This window comes from Micromonospora sp. WMMC250 (genome assembly GCF_027460215.1).
In the GTDB taxonomy this organism is placed as follows: Bacteria; Actinomycetota; Actinomycetes; order Mycobacteriales; family Micromonosporaceae; genus Micromonospora; species Micromonospora taraxaci.
Genome location: NZ_JAPZBJ010000002.1, coordinates 4,782,817 through 4,806,224, shown reverse-complemented (window position 1 = coordinate 4,806,224; position 23,408 = coordinate 4,782,817). Strand labels below are relative to the sequence as shown.

General features: G+C 71.5%; 24 protein-coding genes and 3 tRNA genes. 11 read left to right on the top strand and 16 right to left on the bottom strand.

Features of this window, described 5'->3' with window-relative positions:
* Positions 1–66 precede the first annotated feature (66 nt).
* Positions 67–1,149, bottom strand: coding sequence for a Glu/Leu/Phe/Val family dehydrogenase (locus tag O3438_RS21585; protein ID WP_269681627.1), 1,083 nt, complete (start codon positions 1,147–1,149; stop codon positions 67–69).
* 193 nt (positions 1,150–1,342) lie between these two features.
* Between O3438_RS21585 and O3438_RS21580 the strand changes: the two genes are divergently transcribed.
* Positions 1,343–2,182 carry a hypothetical protein gene (locus O3438_RS21580; protein WP_269683712.1) on the top strand — a complete coding sequence of 280 codons (840 nt, stop codon included), beginning with the start codon at positions 1,343–1,345 and terminating at the stop codon, positions 2,180–2,182.
* Between the two features lie 251 nt (positions 2,183–2,433).
* Positions 2,434–2,643, top strand: coding sequence for a BldC family transcriptional regulator (locus O3438_RS21575; RefSeq protein ID WP_007073996.1), 210 nt, complete (start codon positions 2,434–2,436; stop codon positions 2,641–2,643).
* Positions 2,644–2,720: 77 nt separating this feature from the next.
* Here O3438_RS21575 and O3438_RS21570 read toward each other — a convergent pair whose 3' ends face one another.
* Positions 2,721–3,110 carry a PPOX class F420-dependent oxidoreductase gene (locus O3438_RS21570; protein ID WP_088986885.1) on the bottom strand — a complete coding sequence of 130 codons (390 nt, stop codon included), beginning with the start codon at positions 3,108–3,110 and terminating at the stop codon, positions 2,721–2,723.
* Between the two features lie 56 nt (positions 3,111–3,166).
* Here O3438_RS21570 and O3438_RS21565 point away from each other — a divergent pair, with 56 nt between their 5' ends.
* Positions 3,167–3,943, top strand: coding sequence for a class I SAM-dependent methyltransferase (locus tag O3438_RS21565; RefSeq protein WP_442929635.1), 777 nt, complete (start codon positions 3,167–3,169; stop codon positions 3,941–3,943).
* 44 nt (positions 3,944–3,987) lie between these two features.
* Here the strand turns inward: O3438_RS21565 and O3438_RS21560 are convergent, their stop codons facing one another.
* Positions 3,988–4,275 carry a hypothetical protein gene (locus tag O3438_RS21560; RefSeq protein WP_091396025.1) on the bottom strand — a complete coding sequence of 96 codons (288 nt, stop codon included), beginning with the start codon at positions 4,273–4,275 and terminating at the stop codon, positions 3,988–3,990.
* A gap of 177 nt (positions 4,276–4,452) precedes the next feature.
* On the opposite strand from O3438_RS21560, the gene O3438_RS21555 reads away from it, so the two are divergent.
* Together O3438_RS21555 and O3438_RS21550 are read left to right on the top strand one after the other, a co-directional pair.
* Complete coding sequence (locus tag O3438_RS21555; protein ID WP_269681625.1) at positions 4,453–5,310, top strand: 3-hydroxyacyl-CoA dehydrogenase family protein; 858 nt, start codon at positions 4,453–4,455, stop codon at positions 5,308–5,310.
* Positions 5,307–6,050 (top strand): enoyl-CoA hydratase/isomerase family protein, encoded by a 744-nt coding sequence (locus tag O3438_RS21550; protein ID WP_269681624.1) that lies wholly within the window; start codon positions 5,307–5,309, stop codon positions 6,048–6,050. Before O3438_RS21555 ends, O3438_RS21550 begins: the two co-directional genes overlap by 4 nt.
* Before the next feature lie 66 nt (positions 6,051–6,116).
* On the opposite strand, the gene O3438_RS21545 is transcribed toward O3438_RS21550, so the two are convergent.
* Complete coding sequence (locus O3438_RS21545) at positions 6,117–7,460, bottom strand: ABC transporter substrate-binding protein (RefSeq protein WP_269681623.1); 1,344 nt, start codon at positions 7,458–7,460, stop codon at positions 6,117–6,119.
* A 156-nt stretch (positions 7,461–7,616) separates the two neighbouring features.
* Between O3438_RS21545 and O3438_RS21540 the strand changes: the two genes are divergently transcribed.
* Positions 7,617–8,006, top strand: coding sequence for a hypothetical protein (locus O3438_RS21540; RefSeq protein WP_145778165.1), 390 nt, complete (start codon positions 7,617–7,619; stop codon positions 8,004–8,006).
* A 51-nt stretch (positions 8,007–8,057) separates the two neighbouring features.
* On the opposite strand, the gene O3438_RS21535 is transcribed toward O3438_RS21540, so the two are convergent.
* Entirely contained in the window at positions 8,058–8,498 is a 441-nt protein-coding gene (locus O3438_RS21535; protein ID WP_269681622.1) for a hypothetical protein, read from the bottom strand.
* 131 nt (positions 8,499–8,629) lie between these two features.
* On the opposite strand from O3438_RS21535, the gene O3438_RS21530 reads away from it, so the two are divergent.
* Positions 8,630–9,337, top strand: coding sequence for a DUF2786 domain-containing protein (locus O3438_RS21530; RefSeq protein ID WP_269681621.1), 708 nt, complete (start codon positions 8,630–8,632; stop codon positions 9,335–9,337).
* Positions 9,338–9,384: 47 nt separating this feature from the next.
* On the opposite strand, the gene O3438_RS21525 is transcribed toward O3438_RS21530, so the two are convergent.
* Complete coding sequence (locus tag O3438_RS21525) at positions 9,385–9,909, bottom strand: SRPBCC family protein (RefSeq protein ID WP_269681620.1); 525 nt, start codon at positions 9,907–9,909, stop codon at positions 9,385–9,387.
* Between the two features lie 156 nt (positions 9,910–10,065).
* Here O3438_RS21525 and O3438_RS21520 point away from each other — a divergent pair, with 156 nt between their 5' ends.
* Positions 10,066–11,160, top strand: a complete 1,095-nt coding sequence (locus O3438_RS21520) for a hypothetical protein (RefSeq protein ID WP_269681619.1) — start codon at positions 10,066–10,068, stop codon at positions 11,158–11,160.
* 361 nt (positions 11,161–11,521) lie between these two features.
* On the opposite strand, the gene O3438_RS21515 is transcribed toward O3438_RS21520, so the two are convergent.
* The 9 genes from O3438_RS21515 to O3438_RS21475 form a co-directional block, all read right to left on the bottom strand.
* Complete coding sequence (locus O3438_RS21515; RefSeq protein ID WP_269681618.1) at positions 11,522–12,370, bottom strand: transposase family protein; 849 nt, start codon at positions 12,368–12,370, stop codon at positions 11,522–11,524.
* A gap of 305 nt (positions 12,371–12,675) precedes the next feature.
* Positions 12,676–12,749 (bottom strand) — tRNA-Phe (locus O3438_RS21510).
* A 99-nt stretch (positions 12,750–12,848) separates the two neighbouring features.
* Positions 12,849–12,922, bottom strand: a tRNA-Asp gene (locus O3438_RS21505).
* A gap of 31 nt (positions 12,923–12,953) precedes the next feature.
* Positions 12,954–13,026 (bottom strand) — tRNA-Glu (locus O3438_RS21500).
* Between the two features lie 154 nt (positions 13,027–13,180).
* Entirely contained in the window at positions 13,181–13,957 is a 777-nt protein-coding gene (locus O3438_RS21495) for a polysaccharide deacetylase family protein (protein ID WP_269681617.1), read from the bottom strand.
* 76 nt (positions 13,958–14,033) lie between these two features.
* Positions 14,034–14,978: a MerR family transcriptional regulator gene (locus tag O3438_RS21490; RefSeq protein WP_269681616.1), complete on the bottom strand. Its 945-nt coding sequence runs from the start codon at positions 14,976–14,978 to the stop codon at positions 14,034–14,036.
* Positions 14,968–15,585, bottom strand: a complete 618-nt coding sequence (gene idi, locus O3438_RS21485) for an isopentenyl-diphosphate Delta-isomerase (protein ID WP_269681615.1) — start codon at positions 15,583–15,585, stop codon at positions 14,968–14,970. The genes O3438_RS21490 and idi overlap by 11 nt, the downstream gene beginning before the upstream one ends.
* On the bottom strand, positions 15,582–17,063 hold the full coding sequence (crtI, locus tag O3438_RS21480; RefSeq protein ID WP_269681614.1) for a phytoene desaturase family protein: 1,482 nt from the start codon (positions 17,061–17,063) through the stop codon (positions 15,582–15,584). Before crtI ends, idi begins: the two co-directional genes overlap by 4 nt.
* A gap of 28 nt (positions 17,064–17,091) precedes the next feature.
* On the bottom strand, positions 17,092–18,234 hold the full coding sequence (locus O3438_RS21475) for a polyprenyl synthetase family protein (RefSeq protein WP_269681613.1): 1,143 nt from the start codon (positions 18,232–18,234) through the stop codon (positions 17,092–17,094).
* A 64-nt stretch (positions 18,235–18,298) separates the two neighbouring features.
* On the opposite strand from O3438_RS21475, the gene O3438_RS21470 reads away from it, so the two are divergent.
* Both O3438_RS21470 and O3438_RS21465 read left to right on the top strand, forming a co-directional pair.
* Positions 18,299–19,222 carry a phytoene/squalene synthase family protein gene (locus O3438_RS21470; protein ID WP_269681612.1) on the top strand — a complete coding sequence of 308 codons (924 nt, stop codon included), beginning with the start codon at positions 18,299–18,301 and terminating at the stop codon, positions 19,220–19,222.
* The gene (locus O3438_RS21465; RefSeq protein WP_269681611.1) at positions 19,219–20,544 is read left to right on the top strand and encodes a cryptochrome/photolyase family protein; all 1,326 of its coding nucleotides are present in this window, start codon (positions 19,219–19,221) and stop codon (positions 20,542–20,544) included. Before O3438_RS21470 ends, O3438_RS21465 begins: the two co-directional genes overlap by 4 nt.
* 6 nt (positions 20,545–20,550) lie before the next feature.
* Here O3438_RS21465 and O3438_RS21460 read toward each other — a convergent pair whose 3' ends face one another.
* The gene (locus O3438_RS21460) at positions 20,551–21,615 is read right to left on the bottom strand and encodes a serine hydrolase domain-containing protein (RefSeq protein WP_269681610.1); all 1,065 of its coding nucleotides are present in this window, start codon (positions 21,613–21,615) and stop codon (positions 20,551–20,553) included.
* 91 nt (positions 21,616–21,706) lie between these two features.
* On the opposite strand from O3438_RS21460, the gene O3438_RS21455 reads away from it, so the two are divergent.
* Positions 21,707–23,182, top strand: coding sequence for a dihydrolipoyl dehydrogenase family protein (locus O3438_RS21455; protein WP_269681609.1), 1,476 nt, complete (start codon positions 21,707–21,709; stop codon positions 23,180–23,182).
* Positions 23,183–23,408 lie beyond the last annotated feature (226 nt).

Below are 23,408 nucleotides of genomic sequence, written 5' to 3'. Positions count from 1 at the left end.
GCTTACCCAGCCGCGCCCACACGGGTGGCCCGGAGGCGGATCCCGTCGACCCGCCTCCGGGAAGGCTCAGCGCAGGTGGATCCCGCGGAGCCGGCCGATGTCCGCCATCCGCCGCTCGGCCAGCCGGTCCGCGGCCACCGCGGGCGGCACGCCCTCGGCGTCCGCGAGACGCAGGATCTCGCGGGTGGTGTCGTAGATCCGGGTCGCCCGGAGCTTCGCCCGGTCGAAGTTGAAGCCCTCGATCTCGTCCGCGACCTGGATCACGCCACCGGCGTTGACCACGTAGTCCGGCGTGTAGAGGATGCCCCGGTCGGCCAGCAGCTTCTCGATGCCCGGGTGGGCGAGCTGGTTGTTCGCCGCGCCGGCCACCACCTTGGCGCGCAGCACCGGGACGGTGTCGTCGTTCAGGGCGCCGCCCAGCGCGCACGGCGCGTACACGTCGATGTCCGCAGCGACCAGCGCGCTGGCGTCGTCCACCAGGGTGACCTGCGGGTGGTTGCTGCGCACCCACTCCAGCGCCTTCGGGTTGACGTCGGTGGCCACCACCTCGGCGCCGTCCTCCAGCAGGTGCCCGGTGAGGTACTTGCCGACCTTGCCCAGGCCGGCCACGCCGACCCGGCGGCCACGCAGGCTCGGGGTGCCCCAGACGTGCTCGGCGGCGGCCCGCATGCCCTGGAAGACACCCCAGGCGGTGAGGATCGACGAGTCGCCCGCGCCGCCGTGCTCGACGCTGCGACCGGTCACGTAACGGGTCTCCCGGGCCACGACGTCCATGTCCGCCACGTACGTGCCGACGTCGCAGGCGGTGTAGTAGCGGCCGCCCAGCGACTCCACGAAGCGCCCGTACGCGCGCAGCAGCGCCTCGCTCTTGACCTGCTCCGGGTCACCCCAGATGACGGCCTTGCCGCCACCCAGGTCCAGGCCGGCGAGCGCGTTCTTGTACGCCATCCCACGGGACAGGTCCAGCACGTCGGCGAGGGCGTCCTCCTCGCTGGCGTACGGGTAGAAGCGGGTGCCGCCGAGCGCCGGCCCCAGCGCGGTCGAGTAGATCCCGATGATCGCCTTCAGGCCGCTCTGCTTGTCCTGGCAGAACACGACCTGTTCGTGACCTGTCGATACCGGGTCGTCGGTGCTCGCGAATACGCCCATGATTGGCTCCTGGAGTGGTGTGCGCCCTTGTGGGACGCGGACCTGGTGGACCCCGGCGGGGATGCTGCCGGTGTGATCGAGCCTAGTATCGGCCGCCGTGTGGGTGCTCGACGCGCCGCCGCCGTCCCACGTTGCGGCGCGCGTGGTCCGGCCGCTGACCGCGTACGGCTGTGGTTCGTGGGAGGATCGCGCCGTGCCGTCGCTCTTCGCTTCTTACCTGCGCGTGTACGAACCGTTGACCGCCTTCGACCGGGACCGGCAGAGCTACTGGCGCCGATACGTCTCGGAGGGGCGGGCCATCGCCCCCGTCGAGGGGCCCGGCCGGCAGCGGACGGCGGTGATCGAGGCGCTGGGCGCCGGTTGGACCCGGTTGCCCGACCTGCCGGAGGAGGCGTACGTCCTGGAGACGGACGACAGCCTCCTGGTCTGCCCGTGGAACCTGCGGATCCGGGTCGCTGAGGCGGCGCTCAGCGCTCGGGACGGCGTGCCCTCGGTGCTCGCCGACGCCTTCGTGCCACCGGTGCTCGCCGGGCAGGCCAGGGCGGTCGTCGACGACTGGCGCAGCGGTGCGCGGGTGCTGGAGCACGGCGTACCCCGCGTGCACGAGCAGATCGCCACCTGGGGCGTGCCGCTGCGGTGGTTCGTGCTCTTCGACCCGGCGGAACGGGATCTGGTCACCCAGCCGGGGCGACGTGCGTTGCGCTACCGCACGGAGATCTCGAAGGCCCGCCGTCGGTCCTCCCGTGCGCTGTCGGTGTTGCGCAAGTCGGTGGGTGACGCGCCGATCACCGAGGCGGTGGAGGAGGCGGCTCGCTGGTTGGAGGAGTTCCATCCCCGCTCGGTGGTCGAGTTGGACTATGGCGGCCTGGTGGACCTTCTGTCCGACGAGACGCTCGAAGCCGACGACTCTCCCGAGTTGGTCGCCGCAGGCCTCGCGGGGCTGTCGCGCGGTGAGGCCGACGAGGCGTCGGCCGCGTACGACAAGTTGGTGGCCCGCTGGCGCGCGGTGCAGTTGCTGGAGCGGTGCAACTAGGGGCAAATCGCCGTAGGAGCGCTCCCAAGGTGAGGTGTGCTCGTAGTTGACGCATCACGAACCGTGATCATGAGTCCGAATAAGGTACTTTCTGCCGTGTAAAAGTCGTAAAAATCGGGCATGGTTCATCCGTCCGTCTAGGGACCTTCATCCGTTCGGCCCATGTCGGACATCGGGGACTAGCCGGACCATGGGAGACGCGTCGGCCGGCGGGACCCCGGCCGATGTCTATACATGTGGAGGAGTGACCGATGGCATCGCGAACGCACGAACCAGAGCCGCTACTTACACCGGCCGAGGTGGCGTCGATGTTCCGTGTCGACCCGAAGACGGTGACCCGGTGGGCCAAGGCTGGCAAGCTCAGCGCCATCCGCACCCTGGGTGGCCACCGTCGCTACCGCGAGTCGGAGGTCAGGGCGCTGTTGCAGGGTCAGATCCCGCAGCAGCGACAGGGCGACTGAGTCGGCACCAGTTTCTTTCCGGTCAGGGGCGGTGGATCTCGATCCGCCGCCCCTTTCCACGCCCGCGTCGAGTCGACTCAGCGCCGCGACTCGGCCAGCGTCACCCGGATGCCGACCGTGCCGCCCTCGCCCCGGCGAAGCCGGCTGCCCAGCAGACTGAGCCGACCGATCAGGCGGTACTTGTGCTTGAGCAGGTCACGGACCCGACCGGTGTCGCCGCTCCCATAGATCGTCGCGTGCGCCGGCACCTCCGCGCCGTGTGGCCGACCCCGTACGTCGCACGGAGCCACCGTCACCTCGCCGTTGTGGCGGATCCGCTTGACCTTGCCCGAGTCGGCCCGGGTCCAGACCGCCAACGCGTCACCGTCGCGTACCGACCAGACCGGGGTCGGCACCGCCCGACCGTCCTTGCGGAAGGTCGTGAGCAGGATGTACTTCTCGGCCGACAGCCGGTCCAGCATGGTCACGCCGCCAGGATACGACCGCTGCGGCTACTGAGTGGCCGGATAGCGTGAACGCCGTGATGGTGCAGCCTCAAATCGGTGACGTGGTCGGTGAGCTGCTGCGGGACACTCTCGCGGTGGCCAGCGGGGTGGGCCCCCGGCCACTGGTGGGTGGACGACTGCCCCGGCCGGTCATCGAGATCATCGAACGGGACGACGGGCTGATCAACGGCGCGCCGGCCGCGCACTACCTCGACGGGCCGCAGGACTGGCAGCCGTACGACCACCGCGCGGTGGACCGGGCCCGCGGCGAGACACTGGACATCGGCACCGGCGCCGGCCGGATCGCCCTGCTGCTCCAGGAGCGCGGCGTACCCGTCACCGGCCTGGACACCTCTCCCGGTGCGCTGGCGGTGAGCCGGCGTCGCGGTGTCCGGCGGCTGGTGCACGGCACCGTCGACACGCACGTGGCCGATGGTCAGCGGTACGACACGTTCCTGCTGCTCGGCAACAACCTCGGGCTGTTCGAGGGTCGGGAGCGTGCCCCCGAGTTCCTGGCCGCGCTCGCGGCCCTGGCCCGGCCGGGTGCGCAGATCATCGCGCACGGCACCGACCCGTACGGCACCCGCGACCCGGTGCACACCGGTTACCACGAACGCAACCGCCGCCGGGGTCGGCTCGGCGGTCAGCTCCGGCTCCGGCTTCGTTACCGGGAGCTGGGCACCGAGTGGTTCGACTACCTGGTCTGTTCGGCGGACGAGTTCGCCTCGCTGGTGCACGGCACCGGCTGGCGGCTGACCGATGTGGACGACCGGGACGCGCCCTACTACCTCGCCACCCTGCGCCTGGCAGAGTGAGCGACGGCCCCTGCGCCTCACCTGCGCAGAGGCCGTCGTACAGCTCAGACCTGGACGGTCGGGGGAAGCTGCTCGGGCGGCAGACCGCCGTCGCCGTCGACCACCTCGTCCGGCTGGCCGTCCTCGTCGATGTCGACCATGGTGATGTCCACCTTGCCGTCACCGTCGGTGTCGAACTGGAACAGGTCGGCCTTGCCGTCGCCGTCGGTGTCCACCACCCACACGTCGGTCTTCCCGTCGTTGTTGGTGTCGGCGCGCAGCAGCTCGACCCGCTCGTCGCCCCGGGTCTCCACGATCTCCCCGTCGGTGACGCTCTCCGGTGCCTGGCTCATGTCGATGCGGTCCTTCCCTCGGTTGACGGGCCGTCATTACCCGATCTCGCGCTCCCCCACGCATGGCGAGGATCGGCGTGCTGCATAGGGTCGCACCATGAGCGAGCGGAACGGGCGGGACACCCGGGTCGGCGTGGCGGAGACCCCGCGCGCCGAGGGGTCGGACAGGGAGGCGTGATGAGCGATCGTTTCGTGGTCGTCGGTGCCGGCACGATGGGCCTCGGCATCGCGTACGTGGCGGCCGGAGCCGGGCACGCCGTGGAGTTGGTCGAGGTCGACCCCGCGCGGGGAGCCTCCGCGCTGAACCGGCTCGCCGACCTGTGGGAGCGGGCGGTGCAGCGCGGGAAGCTGAGCGCCGACGAGGCCGCCTCGAACCGGCAACGGATCGCGCTGCGGCCGACGCTCACCGACGTCGCCCCCGCACCCGAAGTGATCGTGGAGGCGGTGCCGGAGCGGCTGGACCTGAAGCGGGCGGTGCTGCGGGAGGCTGCCTCGCTGCGTCCGGCTCTGCTGGGCAGCAACACGTCCAGCATCGCCATCGGTGAGCTGGCCGCCGGGCTGGACGCACCCGAGCGCTTCCTCGGTCTGCACTTCTTCAACCCGGTCTGGGCGATGACGCTCCTGGAGATCGTGGTCGGCCCGGCCACCGCCGAGGAGACCACCGCCGCGGCCGTCGCGCTCGCCGGCCGGTTGGGCAAGGACCCCGTCGTGGTACGCGACATGCCCGGCTTCGCCACGTCGCGACTCGGCGTCACCCTCGGGTTGGAGGCGATCCGGATGGTGGCCGACGAGGTGGCCAGCCCGGCCGACATCGACAAGGCCATGGTGTTGGGCTACCGGCACCCGATCGGCCCGCTGGAACTCACCGACCTGGTCGGTCTGGACGTGCGGCTGGACATCGCCCGCACCCTCCAGGCCGCGTACGGGGACCGCTTCGCGCCGCCGCCCCTGCTCGTGGAGATGGTGGCCGAGGGGCGGCTGGGCAAGAAGTCCGGGCGGGGCTTCTACCGGTGGGAAGGCGGTGTCAAGCAGTGAGCGGTCTGCGGATCGAGGAACGGCCGGACCGGCTGGTGGTCACCCTGGACCGGCCGGAGAAGCGCAACGCCATCGACGCCGACCTGATCGCCGAGCTGCACCAGGTCTGCGCCGAACTGGAGGCGCACCCTCGGCTCCTGCTGCTGACCGGTGGCGCGGCGGGCATCTTCGCCGGTGGCGCCGACATCGGCCAACTGCGCGAACGAGGCCGCACGGACGCCCTCGCCGCGATCAACTCCGCCGCCTTCGCGCGGATCCGGGCACTGCCGATGCCGACCGTGGCCGCCGTCGACGGCCCGGCGCTGGGCGGTGGTGCGGAGCTGGCGTATGCCTGCGATCTGCGGGTGTGCACGGCCCGGGCGGTCTTCGGCCAGCCGGAGGTGCGGTTGGGCATCCTGGCCGGCGCCGGTGCCACCCACCGGCTGCCCGCGTTGGTCGGTGAGGGCCGGGCCAAGGAACTGCTCTTCACCGGACGACGGGTGGACGCCGCGGAGGCGCTGCGGATCGGTCTGGTGAACCGGGTCGTGGACGAGCCCGCCGAACTGCTGACTGTGGCGCACGCCCTGCTGGACGAGATCGCCCTGGGATCGCCGCTGGCGGTGCGGCTGACCAAGCTGGCGGTGGACGCGCCCGTCGCCGCGCACCCGCATCTCGACCTGGTCAGTCAGGCGGTGCTCTTCGAGGACGAGGAGAAGCACCGGCGGATGACCGAGTTCCTGGAGCGCCGCCGGCCGCGGTGATCCCCCGATACGAAACGGCCGCACCGGCGAGAGCGCCGGTGCGGCCGTCGTGGCTCTGTGGTCGTGCTACTGGCGGATCTGCACCCCAGCGTCGGCCAGGCCGCGGATCACCTGGGCGGACTCACCGAAACCGATGATGAGTACGGCGTCCGCGCCGAACTCCTTGATCTCCTTCGCCCCGCTGCCGAAGTCGACAGCCGGCGCCTGGGCGTCGGCCGGCGGCTCGTACGTCATCAGCTTGAGCCGGTCGGCGGCGACGCCGGCCTTCTCCAGCTCGTCGCGGACGGTGTTCTGGAGGCCCTCACCGTAGGAGTCCTTACGCGCGACGATCACGATCTTCTGCGAACCGTCGCGGAGGATCACGTCGGCCAGCGCGCGGCCCTGGAGGCTGTCCGGCGGCGCGGTGCGGAAGTAGAGGCCGTTGTCCTCCGCGTCGGTCAGGCCGGCGTCGGTGTTGGACGGCGAGAAGAGGATCTTCCCGGCCCGCACCACGTCCGGCAGCACGGCCCGGGAGATGCCCGAACCACCCGCGCCGATGATCACGCTGACGCCGTCCGTCACGTGCTTGGCAACCGTCGCCTTGGCCACCGCCGGGTTCGTGCCGTCGTCGCCCTCGACCCAGGTCACCGGCTTGCTCAGCGCGCCACCGGCGGCGTTGATCTCCTTGATCGCCAGCGCGGCGCCGGCGGCCATCGGCGGGTAGGCGATCGCCAGGTCACCGGTCTTCGGCAGCAGACCACCCAACTTCAGCGGTTCCTGGTCGGGGTCACCACCCGCACGCTGCTTCTTCGGCTTCGGCGGCGTCTTGGTGCTCGCCGCCGACTCGATGCCCGCGCCGACGAACTCGGTCTTGCCGTCGTTGATCTGCTGCCCGTCGAAGGTCAGCGTGGCGTAGCTCGCGGTGGCCGGCTCGCCCTTGTCGGTGAAGCCCGCGCGGCTCAGCGACACACCGCGGTACTCGATGTCCTGCCCGTTGCGGGCCAGCGCGAGGCAACTCGCCGGGTCCTCACAGCGCTGCCCGTCGTTGGTCACCGCGACGATCTGCTTCGCGATGGCCGCCGGGTCGGTGCTCCCGGCCAGTTGGGCGGCGAGCACGGCGATCACCACCGCGTCGTACGACTCGGCGGAGTACACGAAGTCCGTCAGCGCCGGATTGACGGTCCGCAGTCGGTTCTTGAAGTCTTCGGGCAGCGGGACGAGTGGCGTGGTGCCCTTCATCCCGTCCACGAGGCTCGCGCGTTCCTTCAACTCCGCAGGATAGGAGTTGAGCATGTTGCCGTCCGTGCCGTAGAGGCGCACCTGTTGGGCGCTGGTCTCCTTGGCCTTGTCATCCCCGCAAGCGCTTGTGGCGAGCAGGATCGTCGCGCAGGCAGCCAGTGTGGCCACCCGCGATCGGCGTGATACGAGCATGGTCGTCCTTCCTCCGGCGAAGGTCCGCTGCGCACATTAGCGTGCCGAGGCCGACGGTGGGACCGTGGAGGTGGCGTAAAGCGCAGGTAGCTCGCATTGAACACGGAGAGTAGCGATTGGTGGGGGTGCTTGACCGCCCGTCCTACTGTGCGCTGGGTGACGGACCTACCACAGCAGACGTTCGACGACGCAGCCGCCGTGCTCCGCTCGGCGCTGACCGGGGATGGAGACGCGGTGGTGGGAGCGTTCGACGCGGTCGTCGACCGGGCCGGCCTGAGCGGCGCGTACGGGGTCGCCTGGTGCCTCGCCGCGACGATGCTCGGTGACACCCCGGCGGCCAGCGGGGCGGCGCTGGACTTCCCGGGAATCGACCAGGCGGAGTACGACACCCGGTGGGTGGCCCGCTTCGTCAGCGCGTACGCCAATCGGGACGAGCCGACCGGCGAGGCGCTCTTCGGGGCTGCGGCAGCCGACGGTCTGCTGCCCGACTGCCTGCTCACCCTCGCCGGCTCCACGATCGCCACCCTGCGCAGCCGCGCCGGGTGACAGCGGTCGCGGCGTCCGTCGGGGGGCGGACGCCGCGACCGCGCGCGGCACTCAGAACGCGTGGTACGCGATCAGCGGCTCGGTCTCGTACCGCAGGTTCTCGAAGCGGACCCGGAAGTTGACCCCGTCCTTGACGTTGGTCGCCACCGTGATCCAACCCGAGTTGGCCGGCAGGTACGTCCAGTAGTTGCAGGCGCTCGTCTTGTCGACGAAGATCACGCACGCCTCGGTGGCGTACACGCTCGCGTTGCGGACGTTGATGTCCCGACAGCGGGTCGTCGTGCGGTACTGGCCGGCGGAGCCGCCGTAGCGGCCGCTCGCGAAGTACGACCGGACCGCCCCGCCGTAACACGTCGCGAGCGGTTCGAAGGCGTTGGTGCCGGGGGCGGCCGGCGTGACCGGCGCGGATGGGGCAGCCTGTGCGGGTGCGCCGGCGATGAGCAGCGCGGTGGCCGTGGCGACGGCGAACAGGCGTGCGGTCGGGGATGGCATGCGGACAAGCCTCCGGAAACAGGTAGCTGACCGTCCGGATTGGACTGATCATCGGACGGTGACGATGATACGTATCGATCGATGCTGTCGTGGCCCCGTTGATGTCCGCCCCGTGTGGTAGCTCTGTAGGCATGTCCGAGGCCATGCTCAGCAAGGTGCGCAAGCTGCTGGCCCAGGCCGAGGACCCGGCCTGCACGCCCGCCGAAGCCGCCGCGTTCACCGCCAAGGCGACCGAGTTGATCGCCCGCTACGGCGTGGACCGAGCGCTGCTGGCCGTCCACGACCCGACCACCGATCCGGTCGGCGACCGGGTGCTGGACGTCGTCGCCCCGTACGCCCGCGACAAGGTCGGTCTGCTCGCCGCCGTCGCCGAGCCGCTGCGCTGTCGCTGCGTACGCCGCCGGCAGGGCAACGGCTTCGCGCTGCACCTCTTCGGCTTCGCCAGTGACCTGGAGCGGGTCGACCTGCTCTTCACCTCACTGCTCGTGCAGGCGGCGCACGGCCTGGCTGCCACCCCGGTGCCGGAGGACGACCATCCCGCGGCCTTCCGCCGCTCCTGGCTGGCCGGTTTCGCGGAGGTGATCGGAGGTCGACTCTGGGCGGCGGAGACGGCGGCGGCCAGTGAGTCGGGCACGCCGTCGGTGGCGCTGGTGCTGGCCGACCGCTCCGACCGGGTGCAGCGACGACTCAGCGAGGAATACCCACGGCTGCGCACCGCCCCACCGCGTCGACTGGGCGGCACCGGATTCGGTTCGGGTGCGGAGGCCGGCCAACGCGCGAACCTGGGTGGCCGAGACCTGGCTGGTCATTCCGCTGCTGACCGGCGACTCGGCCGGTGAGCCGACGCGCTGTTCCCTGCTGATCGGCGCGTCGGTCGGTGGGCCGGTCAGGCGGAGACGCCGGGGTGGCGCGACAGCGTGCCCACATAGCGGGTGAGCAGCTCGTGCCAGCCGGCGGTGAGCGCCTTGCGGTAACCCTCAGCAGCCTCGCCGTGCCTGTCGAAGTGCCGGTGCTCCAGCTCGATCCGTGTGCGCTCCGGCCCTTCCGGTAGGAACAGCACCTCGACCTCGCTGGCCCGGGCCGGATCCGGCACCGGCGCCCGGTCGGGGCCGATCTGCCAGGCGAAAACCAGCCGCCGTGGCGGGTCCCAGGTGAGCACCCGACCCCAGTCGGCGCGGAAGCCGTATGGGCCGATCTCGTAGAGCATGCCGCCGGCCCGTGGCTCCATGCCCAACTCGTCGAGAGCGTCCGGGCCGGACCAGGTGTATTCGGTGACCCACCAGTCAGTCAGCTGGGCCGTGAAGACCGCGAACGCGTGCTCGGCCGAGCTCGGGACGAGGAGACTGCACCGCAGAGAGAACTGGTCGACGTCCTGCCGGATGTCGGCCGGATCAGTCATTTCCTGTCCCATAGGCCCGGACCATACCGGCTGATGCCCGGGTGTGCAGCTTCGAGCGGTGCCCGGTTCCAGACAGAGGGTTGCCGAGCCGTCACGCACGGGATGCCCGGCCGGAAAGCGGGTAACCGCGCCGATGACCGGGACTCTGTGCAGGCGGGGCGGTAAATCATGAGCGAGAACGGGCAGCAACGGGCGGCGGACCGGAGCGTCGACAACGTGGACCCTGATGTCCTGCTCGACATTCCGAAGGTGTCCGTCGACTCGATCCGGCTGGCGGTCGACGGCTTGGACGCCGACCTGTCGCTGCGAGCCCGGGTGGCCAACCTCCTCCAGGTCGACGCCGGCGTACGGGTGCACCTGAGCGGCGTCGAACTGGACGTCAACGGGGTGCACGCCGAGGCGCAGCTACGGGTGCGGTTGGAGCAGCTGACCAGGATCCTGGGGCGGGCGCTGGACACCCTCGACAGCAACCCGCAGATCATCGAATCGCTCGCGCGTACGGCCACCGCCGTCGACGACGTGAACCGCAGCGCGCAGCAGTTGGCGGCGGGTGCGGCGGAGGTCCGGGCGTCGGCGCGGCGCTCGGACGGCGTACTCGACGAACGGACTGCGGTCGCCGACCGAGGGCTACCCGGTGTCGCCCAGCCCGGTCCTGACCGCTCGGGTCCCGAGCGACCGGGTCCTGCGCGACCGGCTCCCGAGCGACCGGGTCCGGTCAGTTCAGACCCGGGGCGGAGTCGTCCGGAACCGGGTCCGGTCGGTTCGGAGCAGATGGCTGCGGGCCCGGGGACGCGCACTGGCGGGCCCGGGCAGGCGCGACCGGCGGAACGGCGTCCGGAGCACGAGGCGCCGCGTCGCCCCGAGAGGGAGCGATCGGGCGGTGGGGAGCGGCCGGAAGGCACAGCGGGGCGACCCGGTGACCAGCCCGACCAGGCAGCCCCGTCCGGTCAGGGTCCGTCTGGTCGTGGCTCGTCTGGTCCTGGTTCGTCTGGGGCGGCCCCGTCTGGTCGTGGCTCGTCTGGTCCTGGTCCGTCTGGGGCGGCCCCGTCTGGTCGTGGCTCGTCTGGTCGTGGCTCGTCTGGTCCTGGTCCGTCTGGTGACGGTGATGGCGGTCTGTCGGCTGCGGCGCAGGCTGCCGCCCAGAACGCGGCGCAGTTCGCCGAGCAGGCCGGGGAGACGTTGCGCCAGGCCGGACGCGGCGTGTGGGAGGCGATCCAGGGTGGCATCGCGCAGCACCGCCCCCAGAGCCACCGCGACGAATGAAGCCCCGACCAGGGCCGGCCACCTCGCCCCCCGGCGATCCGGCGTCCATCTCGCCCCCGCCCCGCCCCGGCGATACGGCCCCGCCCCGGCGATCCGGCCCCGCCCCGGTGCGCCGCCCCGCCCCGGGGTCCCGTCTCCGCCCCCGGGATCCGGCCTCCGCCCCGCCCCGGGGTTCCGTCTCCGCTTGATCCACACGGGTTCGGGGAAATTGCGGTGTCGGAGGTCCTGGGATACCGCGATTTCGGGGAGCTAGTTGCATCTTGTTTGTGCTGTTCAGCGGGTCTTGACGGGTTGGGGTGGGGGTGTCTTGGGGCTGGCCGGAGGTCTTTTGATCTTTGGTGTGATCGTTTGCCGGGTGGGTTCAGCGGGTGATCTCGGTGTGGGTGAGGACGAGGAGGGCCCGCACGAGGGTGGTGGCGTCGCGTCGCCAGTCGTGGCGTAGTCGGTGCAGGATGCGCCAGTTCTTGAGGTGGGCGTGGGCGTGTTCGTTGGCGACGCGTTCGCGGGCGATGAGCGCGTTGGTGTTTCTCTCGGCGGGGGTGAGTGTGTGGTTGCGGCAGGCGCGGCGGCCGACGATGACGCTGGGGTTGGTGTCGGGTTGGTCGTCGAGGCGGGTGTGGAAGCGGTCGCAGATGACGGCGAGGTGGTGGCGGCGTAGCCGTGGCGGTAGGTGCAGGCGTTTGGCGTGGGTGGCTTCGTGAAGTCGGGCTGGTTGCGCTGCGGAGGCCCAGAGCAGTCGGCCGTGGTGGTCGGTCAGGGTGATGACGCGCAGGTGGTGGGCTTTGTGTTTCGGGCACCAGAGCTGTCTCTCGGCCCGCCCGGTCGGGGTGTGCACGGGGATGCAGGTGCCGTCGAGTAGCACGATCGGGTCGTCGGTGCTGGTGAGCGCGCGTTGGCGGGCGGCGAGGACGCGGTCCAGCCGTGGTGCCATCCGGGCGAGAACGGTGACGATTTGCTTGACCCAGCGGCGAACGCTGTGGTGTGACACTCCATAGGCGGCGGCCAGGTCGGCGGGTCGTTCACCGTGACGCAGGACGGCTAGCACGATCAGGGCGGTGCTCAGGTCGGGCAGTTTGCGCCAGCGTGACTTCACCGTCGTGCGGTGGATCCTCAGTGCTTGACCGGCGAGGGTGAGGGTCTGGGTCGACAACGGCAGTCGGACTTGGTAAACCAGTGCGTGGCCCTCGGCGGGCGCATTGATGTGTGTCACGACCTGAGATCCTCGCCGAGGGTCTACTCATGCCCGATGCCGCCACGCCGCACCCACGGCCCTGTCCTGGCAGATGATCACGTCGTAGATCAACAGGCGCGCGGCCAGCGGCCGGACCACCACCACCAACCCCGTCAACACCCACCCACCAGCACAAACAGGATGCAACTAGCTCGGGGAAGTCGTGTTGATCACGCCGAGGGTGGAGGCCGTCGGCGGGAGCGCGGGGCGTACCGGCCCAAACAGCAAGATCCCCACCTGCGTATTCGCTGGTGGGGACCTCTGTAGCCCGGCGAAAGGCTATGTGGCCAGGGGCGGGGTCGAACCGCCGACCTTCCGATTTTCAGTCGGACGCTCGTACCAACTGAGCTACCTGGCCGTGTCGCTCGGCTCATGCTACCCGGCTACCGGACGAACCGGTGGCAGGGCGACCTGCTCCGATACGCAGAACGCCGCGCGGGGCGCGGCGTCAGCGCTGCGGTCCTGACGGGACTTGAACCCGCGACCTCCGCCTTGACAGGGCGGCGAGCACTCCAACTGCTCCACAGGACCTAGCTTGTGTTGCTCCGGCTTGCGCCGGTCGTGCCCCCAACGGGATTCGAACCCGTGCTACCGCCTTGAAAGGGCGGCGTCCTGGGCCGCTAGACGATGAGGGCGGCCCCGCCATCATTGCACACTCGCAACTTCAAGCGGACTTGCTCCCATCCGGCCCCGCCGGAGGCTTCGAAAGCATACGTGATGCCTGGTCGGTCGACAAAATCGGTATCGGCGAGGGCTGGGAATGGGGCATAACAGCAGGTCAAAGGTGGTCTAGCTGAGTTTGGTGATGCCGAAGCGCTTCTTCAGGTCGGCGATCAGGTGAGGGCAGGCGGCGAGGGTCGCGGCCCGGTTGCCACCCCCGTCGTGCAGCAGCACGATGGCGCCGGGGCGGGCGGCGGCGTGGATGCGCTTGCCGATCGTGGCCGCGTTGGGCTTGTCCCAGTCCTGTGGGTCCACCGACCAGTGCAGTGGGCGCATGCCGAGACCCTTCGCGACGGTCAGCACCTCCGAGGTCCACCGGCCGCCCGGCTGCCGGTAGAACGGCACCGTGGCACCGGGAGCCGCCTTCTGGATGGCCTTGTTGGTGCGGGCCAGGTCGGCCTGGATCTCGTCGACCGGCCGCCGGGCCAGGTCGAGGTCGTGTCGCCAGCTGTGGTTGCAGAGCTGGTGCCCCTCGCGGACGATCCGTCGGACCAGGTCCGGGTGGCGCTGCACCTCGCGACCGACGACGCAGAAGGTGGCGGTCACCTTGGCGGCACGCAGTTGGTCGAGCACCTTGGGTGTCCAGGCCGGGCTGGGCCCGTCGTCGAACGTGAGGACCACCGGGCGTTCGCCGGTGTTGCGTCGCAGGCCGGCCGGGAGCTTCGCCGGCAGCGGACGCAGCGGAGGCTTGGGTGGCTTGCTGACCGTCGGATGCGGTGACGGTGATGTGCTCGGCGTCACCGGCTGCGGCGCACTGGCGGGCGCGATGGTGCGTTCCGGCTGCGCACAGCCGGACAGGACCAGCGCCACAGCGAGGACGGACGCCAGAACGGCGCGCGCTTGCATCTGCTTGCTCCCGGGGGGTCGGGGTAGGGCGGACCCGCCCGACGGTAGTTCACGCGGTCAGCGGGCGACAGTGCGATCAGTCACGCGCCGACTGGTCCAGGGAGTCACGGACGGCGGCGGCGAGCGAGACCGCCTCGGCCAGGTCCACCGGCCGTACGACCCCGGCGGGCAGGCTGTCGGCTCGCCAGCCGGGGCCGGCGGCGAGCGCCAGCAGCGGGCGGCGGGGTGCGGCGAGCAACGCGCTGAGCTGGGCCGGGTCGGCGGTGGCGCGGGTGTGGGACCAGAGCACCACGGCAGCCGGTCCGGTCCGGTTGACCGCCTCGACGAGAGCGGTCGCCGGCACCCGGGCGCCGAGCATCCGGTAGCTGACCCCGGCCTCCGCGAGAGCCGCGGCCAACGCCTCCAGCGGCAGGGTGTGCTGCTCCTCGTCGGCGCAGGAGAGCAGGATGCGGGCCGGGCCGGTGGGCACCCGGGCCCGACTGGCCGCCGCGAGGGCCTCCGAGACGCAGCGGGAAACCAGGTGTTCCACCTCGATCAGGCCAGCGGTCGCGGCGTGGCGTTCGCCGATGCCGGCGAGCACCGGACGCAGCAGGCCCTCCCAGGTGGCGACGACCCCGTTCGTGGCCAGGGCGTGCGCGATCGTCTCGCTGATCGCCGCCGCGTCCAACCGCATGGCGGCGCGGGCCAACCCACGGGCTGCGGGGCCGGCGCGGCCCACCGGGATGCTTCCACCGCCGTCGCGGCTGGGTGGCTGGGTACGGCGGAGAGCGACGGTGCCGTTGGGTGGCGAGTCCGGTGCCTGGCGGGCCCAGCGGGCCGCCTCGGCGGGGCTCACCCCCTCGGCGGTGAGCCGTCGCATGATTTCGAGACGGGCCAGATCGGCCGGCGTGTAGCGGCGATGGTGGCCGGGGACGTGTTCACTGGGCCCGAGCCCGTAGCGCTGGTGCCAGGTGCGAAGGGTCGTGACCGCGACCCCCAGCCGGCGTGCGACCGCACCCGCGCTCAGCGCCTCATCGACCACCCGACCGCTCCGCCGTGTCGTCCGCCGGGCCGGGCGGGGTCACGGCCAGGCCGGGCGCGCCGGACGTGGACCCCGAGGGGCGCAACAGCCGGTTCACCACCCCGCCCAGCCAGGGCGCGTACGACCGGGGGTCGCGTTCCAGTTCGGTTTCCAGCGCGGTCGGGTCGGCCCACCGCAGCTCGGCCACCTCGCTGGGGTCCGGCAGCAGCGGAGCGGAGGGAAGGAAGTCACCCCGCAGCACGTGGTCGTACTCGAACTCGACCCGACCGGTCGCCGGATCCTCGGCGTAGTAGACGTAGACGCCGACCTCGGTCAGCTCGACCGGGCCCGCGCCCAACTCCTCGCGGAGCCGACGGTTGGCGGCCTCGGCGAGCGACTCACCCGGTTGCGGGTGGCCGCAGCAGGAGTTGGCCCAGCGCAACGGGAAGCGGGTCTTGACGGCGGCGCGGCGTTGGAGCAGCACCTGACCGTCCGGGTCCACCAGCAGCACCGAGAAGGCCCGGTGGAGCTGCCCCGGCGGCTGGTGCGCGGCGGAGACTGTCGTCTCGCCGTGCGCCTTGCCGGTCTCGTCGACCAGTTCGACGAGGTGCCCCTCGCGACTGCTCATCGGCCTTCCCCGGTGATCCGGCCGGCGGCGAGCTTGCCGGAGATGAGCACCATCGGCACGCCGACCCCGGGCTGTGTTCCGGAGCCGACGAAGACCACGTTCGACAGGTCGCGGTGCAGGTTCGACGGGCGGAACGGGCCGGTCTGGAAGAGGGTGTGGGCGGCGGCGAAGGGCGTGCCCGCGGCCATGCCCTGCTCCTCCCACTCGGCCGGGGTGATCGCCCGCAGCACCTCGACGCCGGCGCCGAAGCCGACGTAGCCGCGCTCCTCCAACGTGCCGATCAGTTGGTCGCTGTAGCGCTGGGTCAGGTCGCCCCGCCACTCGAACGGGGCCCGGTGCAGGTTGGGCACGGGGGCGAGCACGTAGTAGGTGTGCCGGTCCGCGGGGGCCACCGACGGGTCGGTCCGGCTCGGGTTGGTCACCAGCAGCGACGGGTCGGTCATCAACTCACCCCGCCGGATGACCTCATCGAAGGTGCCCTTCCACGCGCGTCCGAAGTGGATGTTGTGATGGGCGATCTTGTCATATGCCTGTCGGGAGCCGACGTGCAGAACGACGCAGGACGGTGAGTAGGTGAGCCGTCGTGCCGGGGCGGCCGGGAGTAGATCCCGGTAGGCGACCGGCAGGTCCGGGTTGAGCACCACGACGTCCGCCCGGATCAGTTCGCCGTCCGCGGTGAGCACACCGGTGGCCCGGCCGTTCGCGGTCTCCACCCGGGTCACGGTGGTGTCGTACCGGATCTGCACGCCGTGCTTCTCGGCCGCGCCGGCCATCGCCCTAGAGACCGCGTGGATGCCGCCGCGCGGGAAGTAGACCCCGGCCACCGAGTCGAGGTACGCGATGACTGTGTAGATGGCCAGCGCGTCGTGCGGCGCGAGGCCGGCGTACATCGCCTGGAAGGAGAAGATCCGCTGGGTACGCGGGTCCCGGAAGAACTGGTTGATCTTTGTTTGGAGACGCCGGAACGCCCCACCGGCGAGCAGCTTGAGCAGGTTGCCGGTGAGGAGGTCGGTCGGCGCGTCCAGGTTGCGCTCGATGAAGTCGGCCCGCTCCAGACGCCACAGCTCCCGCGCGTAGTCGACGAAGCGCAGGTAACCGTCGGCCTCGCGTGGCCCGCAGACCCGGGAGATCTCGGCGGCCATCCGTGTGGTGTCGGTGAGCACGTCGAGGGTCGATCCGTCCGGGTAGTACGCCCGGTAGGCCGGGTCCAGCGGGGTCAGGTCCAGCCAGTCGCGCAGGTCCTCACCGACCGCACCGAGCGCCTCGGCGATCAGGTCGGGCATGGTGAGCACCGTCGGACCGGTGTCGAACTCGTAGCCGTCCACGGAGAGTCGACCGGCGCGCCCACCGGGCACCGGCTCGCGTTCCAGCACTGTCACCTGCCGGCCGCTGCCGGCGAGGTGCAGCGCGCAGGCGAGCCCACCCAGCCCGGCTCCGACGACCACCACCCGGTCCGTCCGTCCTGTCACCGTCCGCACGTGACCACCTCCTCGAGAAAGTCGCTCATCAGGCCCGCCGGTTGGTGGCGGCGGTGGCCAGTCCGGTCAGCGCGGTCCGCGCCGTCCGGTCCACGGGTGCGGCGTCGAGCGCCGCCAGCGCGTCACTCACCCGCTCGGCGATCATCCGCTCGACCCGGGTCACGGCGCCGGTCTCGACGAGCAGCTCGGCGATCCGGTCGACCGGCCCGTCGGCGGCCCGCTCCAGCGCCCGGAGCTGCGCCGGCGTGGCCAGCTCCCGGGCCAGCATGAGCAGTGTGGTCGGCTTGCCGGTGCGGAGGTCGTCACCGGCCGGTTTGCCGGTGGCGGCCGGGTCGCCGTAGACGCCGAGGAGGTCGTCGCGCAGCTGGAACGCCTCGCCGACGGCCAGGCCGTAACGGGTGTACGCGGACACCAGCGGATCGTCGAGGGGTACGCCGGCCAGGCAGGCCCCGAAGAGCAGTGGTCGCTGGACGGTGTAGCTGGCGGTCTTGTAGCGGGCCACCCGCAGCGCCCGGTCGACCGACCAGTTGGCCGGGTCGTTTTCGCCGAGCACGTCGAGGTACTGCCCGGCGACCGTCTCCACCCGCATCTGGTCGTAGCAGCGGCGAACCTCGAACAGCCGGGCCGACGGCACCGTGGCCTGGGCCAGCAGGCGATCGGCCCAGACCATGCAGAGGTCGCCGATGAGCACGGCGACCGCCTCGCCGAACCGGCCGGGATCACCTCGGTGGCCGGCGGCGACGTGCTGCTCGGCGAGCGCGACGTGCGCGGTGGGTCGGCCTCGGCGGGTGGTGGACGCGTCCATCACGTCGTCGTGGACCAGGGCGAAGGTGTGCAGCAGTTCCAGCGCGGCCAGCGCGGGCAGCACGGGGGGCAGTGCCTCGACGCCGCCGACCGCACCGCGCCACCCCCAGTAGGCGAACGTGGACCGGATCCGTTTGCCGCCGACGAGGACGGCGTCCCGCGCGGCTGCGGCGAAGCGGCCCATCGACGTGTCGATCTCGGCGAGGGTGTCGACCTCGGCGGTGAGGAACGTGCTCAGGGTCTCGTGCACCGCCGCGATCAGGTCCTGGGTGTACGCGGCCAGGACGGCGCGGACCGGATCGTCCCCGTCCCCTGGCCCTGTCGGCGCCACGCGGGTCGCGTTGCCCGCAACTGCGTCGTTGGCCATGCGGCTGAGCGTACCCTAGGCTACGAGTTGCGTCGATTGGTGCGTCGATAATTGAGGAGGGCCGGTGGACACTGATCTCACCGCTGCCTATGACCGGTGCCGTGAGCTGCACAAACGCCACGGCCGCACCTACTATCTCGCCACCCGACTGCTCCCCGCTTGGAAACGACGACATGTGCACGCCCTCTACGGGTTCACCCGGTACGCGGACGAGATCGTGGACCGCACCGAGGACCTTCCCCAGGTCGAGCGGGCCGCCCTCCTGGACGACTGGGCCAGCCGTTTCATGTCCGGCCTGCACGGTGCCCCCGTCGACGACCCGTTGCTGCCGGCCGTCCTGCACACGATCGCCGTCTTCGATCTCGACCGGGACGACTTTGCGTCGTTTCTGAAGAGCATGGCGATGGACCTGACAGTCACCGCGTACCCGACGTACGACCACCTGCTCGACTACATGGAGGGTTCGGCGGCGGTGATCGGCACGATGATGCTGCCGATCCTGGGCAGCTCCGACCCGGCGGCGGCACGGGAGCCGGCGCGGCAGCTCGGCTTCGCCTTCCAGCTCACCAACTTCATCCGGGACGTCGCCGAGGACCTCGACCGGGGCCGCACCTACCTGCCGGACGAGGACCTGGCGAAGTTCGGCGTGACCCGCGAGGAGCTGGCCGAGGCCAGAGCCCGGGGCCGCGGCACCCAACGGACCCGTGAGCTGATCGAGTACGAGGTGACCCGCGCCCAGGCGCACTACGCCGCCGCCGCTCCGGGCATCACCATGCTGGCGCCCGCCTCGCAGGCCTGCATGCGCACCGCGTACGCCCTGTACGGCGGCATCCTCGACGAGGTGGCCGCGCAGGGCTACGACGTCTTCGCCCGCCGGGCCCTGGTGCCGCAGCGGCGGCGGATGGCGGTCGCCGCCCGTGCCCTGCTCACCTCGACCGGTACGCCGGTCACCATCCCCGGGCCGACGGTCCAACCGGAGCCCCGGTGACCGCGAGCACCGCGATCGTGCTCCTCACCCGCGACCTGCGGGTGCACGACCACCCGGCGCTGGCCACCACCTGCGCGGCCTTCGACCGGGTGGTACCGCTGTACGTCCTCGACCCGGCGCTGGCCGGCCTGTCGGCCAACCGCACCCGGTTCCTGCACCAGGCGCTCGCCGACCTGCGCGTCGAGCTGCGCGAGCGCGGCGGTGACCTGGTGGTACGGCACGGTGACCCGGTGGCCGAGACGATCCGGTTGGCCGGCGAGGTCGGTGCCACCGCTGTCGCGCTCTCCGCCGACGTCAGCCACTACGCCCGCCGTCGGGAGCGGCGGTTGCGCGCCGACTGCGACCAGCACCGGCTGCACCTGCGACTGTTTCCCGGGCTGACAGTGGTCGAGCCGGGCGCCCTCCAGCCCGGTGGCGGGGGTGACCACTACCGGGTGTTCAGCCCGTACCACAGGTCCTGGGCCGCCCGGCAGTGGCGCGAGGAGTTGGCCGCGCCGGACCGGGTGGAGCTGCCCAGCGGTGTGCGGGTGGGCGGTCTGCCGAAGCCGCCGCCGGGAGACTCGCCGGACGCCGCGGTCGGCGGGGAACGGGTTGCCCGCCAGCGGCTCAGCGACTGGCTGCCCGACCTGCACCGGTACGACGACCAGCACGACGACATGGCCGGCGACGACACGTCCCGGCTCAGCCCGTACCTGCGCTTCGGTTGCGTGTCCCCACTCGCGGTGGCCAACCGTGCCGGCGACCGGTCCGGGCCGTTCGTCCGGCAGCTCTGCTGGCGGGACTTCTACTACCAGGTCACCGCCGCGTTCCCGGACATCTCCACAGCGGCGTACCGGCGGGGCGCCACCGAGCAGTGGCGCTACGACGACGACGCGTTGGCGGCCTGGACCGAGGGGCGGACCGGGATGCCCATCGTCGATGCCGGGATGCGGCAGATGCGTACGCAGGGCTGGATGCACAACCGGGCCCGCCTGATCACCGCCGGCTACCTGACCAAGCACCTCGGGCAGGACTGGCGACCCGGGGTGGCGGTGTTCTTCCGCTGGCTGCTCGACGGGGACGTGGCCAACAACTCCGGCAACTGGCAGTGGGTCGCCGGCACCGGCAACGACACCAAGCCGTACCGGGGGTTCAACCCGGTGCGGCAGGCCGAGCGGTACGACCCGGCCGGTGACTACGTACGCCGGTGGGTGCCGGAGCTGGCGGGGGTGCGGGGCAAGGCCATCCACCAACCGTGGCGACTGCCCGAGGCGCTCCGCCGGACGCTCGACTATCCGCCGCCGCTCTCGGTGCCCGGCAGCGACCCCGTCTGGCTGCGCTGACCCGCGTCAGAGGCAGGAGTGCAACACCTCGACCAACTCGTCCACCCGGTCGTGCTCGGCCAGGTGCGCCGTGGCGTACGCGAAGACGTAACCGCGCTCCGGGTCGGCCCACGCGCTGCTGCCGCCGATTCCACCCATGCCCCAACTGCCGTCCGGCTCCCACTGCATGCCGAGCGTCCACCGGACCTGTCGGTCCAGCAGCAGGTCCGGCCCGTCGTACTGCACCCGGGTCGTCTCCGTCACCAACTCCGGGCTGAACAACCGGACCCCGTCCAGGGTTCCCCCGGCGAGCAGGCCGGCGTAGAGCCGGGCGAGACCGGACGCGGTGGCGTGCAGGTTGACAGCGGGCATCTCGGCGGCTCGCCACAGCGGACTGTTCACCACGGCCAGATCCAGCCCACCGGCCGGGTTTCCCAACGCGCGTGCCCGTAGTGACCCCGGCTCCCCGAGCTTTCGGGCCGGCCACCGCGGGTCGCCGTAGCGCATCTCCGCGCAGCGGCGTTGGTCCGCGTCGGTCAGCCCGAAACCGAGATCGAGCTGCCACCGGTCGGCGATCTCCTCGGCCAGGAACCGGCCCACCGACCGCCCGTCGACCCGCCAGACCAGCTCGCCCACCAGGTGCCCGTACGTCCAGGCGTGCTCCGCGGCCACCGAGCCCGGCGCCCACTCCGGGTCGGCCGCGGCCAGGTCGTCGGTCAGCAACGCCCAGTCGGCGACAGCGGTGGCCGGCCGGGGCACCGGGAACGCCGGGAGCCCGGCGGTGTGCGACAGCACCTGACGCACGGTGGCCGGCGTGCGGAACTCCGGCCAGTGCCGGTCCACTGGCGCGTCGAGATCGACCAGCCCCCGGTCGACGAGCATCAGCAGGCAGAGCGCGGCCACCGGCTTGCCCACCGAGTAGACGTTCGCGAGCGTGTCCGGTCGCCACGGCTCGGCGCCGGTCCGGTGACCCCCGATCAGGTCGACGACGGGCTGCCCGTCGTACCAGATGACCAGGCCGGCACCGGTCTCCCGGCCGGAGCTGAGCAGGTCGCGGAAGCAGTCCCGGACCGGGGCGAAGCGTGCGTGCATGCCGACACGGTAGGCGGCCCGGACCGGTGAGCGCGCCGACTTTTCTCCGAGCCCGGTGGTTCGGGCGGTGTCGCTGGGGGATGCTGTTCCGGTGGCAGATCCGGAGCTGGTGGATGTGGTCGTCGTGGGGCTCGGGGTGGGCGGCGAGGAGGTGGCCGAACGCCTCGCCGAAGCCGGCCTGAGCGTCGTCGGCGTCGAACGGGACCTGGTCGGCGGGGAGTGCCCCTACTGGGGCTGCATCCCGAGCAAGATGATGATCAGGGCGGCCAACGCCCTCGCCGAGGCCCGCCGGGTCGACGGGCTCGCCGGGACGGCGCAGGTCCAGCCCGACTGGGCGCCGGTGGCGAAGCGGATCCGCGAGGAAGCGACCGACACCTGGGACGACACTGTCGCTGCCGAACGGTTCGCCAGCAAGGGCGGCCGGCTCGTGCGGGGCAGTGGCCGTCTCGACGGCCCTCGCCGGGTCCGGGTCGGTGACCAGGTTTTCGAGGCCCGACACGGGGTCGTGCTGAGCACCGGGACCCGCCCCTCGGTGCCGCCGATCGACGGCCTGGCCGACACGCCGTACTGGACCAACCATCAGGCCATCGAGGTCGAGGAACTGCCGAAGTCGTTGCTGGTGCTCGGCGGCGGCGCGATCGGCCTGGAACTGGCGCAGGTCTTCGCCCGCTTCGGGGTCCGGGTGACGGTGGTGGAGGCGCTCGACCGGGTGCTGGCCGTCGAAGAACCTGAGGCGTCCGAGGTCGCCGCCGCCGCGCTGCGCGCCGACGGCGTGGAGATCCACACCGGGGTACGCGCCGAACGGGTCGAACACGACGGCACAGGGTTCACACTGCGGGGCAGCGGCGGGGCGGCGTACACCGCCGACCAACTGCTGGTGGTGACCGGGCGGAAGGCGCACCTGGCCGAACTGGGGTTGGACACGATTGGCCTGGACGCGAGTCAGCGCTACCTGCCGGTCGACGACCGGTTGCACGTCACCGACCACGTCTGGGCGGTCGGCGATCTGACCGGCGAGGGCGCCTTCACGCACATCGCCATGTACCAGGCGGGGATCGTGATCGCCGACATCCTGGCCCGCGCCCGACAGGCGAAGGCCGGGGCGGACGCCAGCGGCACGTCGAGCGTGGTCGGCGGAGCGATGGGCGCGTCCAGCTCGCTGGCCGCCAGCGGTTCGAGCGGTTCGGCCGGCACCATCCCCCGCGCCGACTACCGCGCGCTGCCCCGGGTGACCTTCACCGACCCCGAAGTCGGAGCGGTCGGGCTCACCGAGCGGCAGGCCCGCGATCGCGGCATCAACGTGCAGGTCGGTTTCACCAAGCTGAGCAGCTCCACCCGGGGCTGGATCCACCAGGTCGGCGACGAGGGTTTCATCAAGGTCGTCGCGGATGCCGACCAGGGCGTGCTGATCGGCGCGACCTCCGTCGGCCCGGCCGGCGGCGAGGTGCTGTCCGCGCTGGTGGTGGCGGTGCACGCGGCGGTACCACTGAGCCAGCTCCGACACATGATCTACGCGTACCCGACCTTCCACCGGGCCATCGGAGACGCGCTGCGCAACCTGTCCTGACGACCGCCCCCGCGCGCCGCGCCCCCGCGCGCCGGCCCAAGATCCGCGCAACTTCCCGGATGTTGCTGCCTCCGACGGGCGGGGGACACCAATATCCCTGTTGTTGCGCGGATCTTGGCAGGCAGCGAGCATTCGGCGTCAGCCGGGACGCGTCGCAAAGCACTATGACTCTGAGGCATATTTATGCCTCAGAGTCATACCGCTTGTGGCGGTGCGCGCGGCCGCC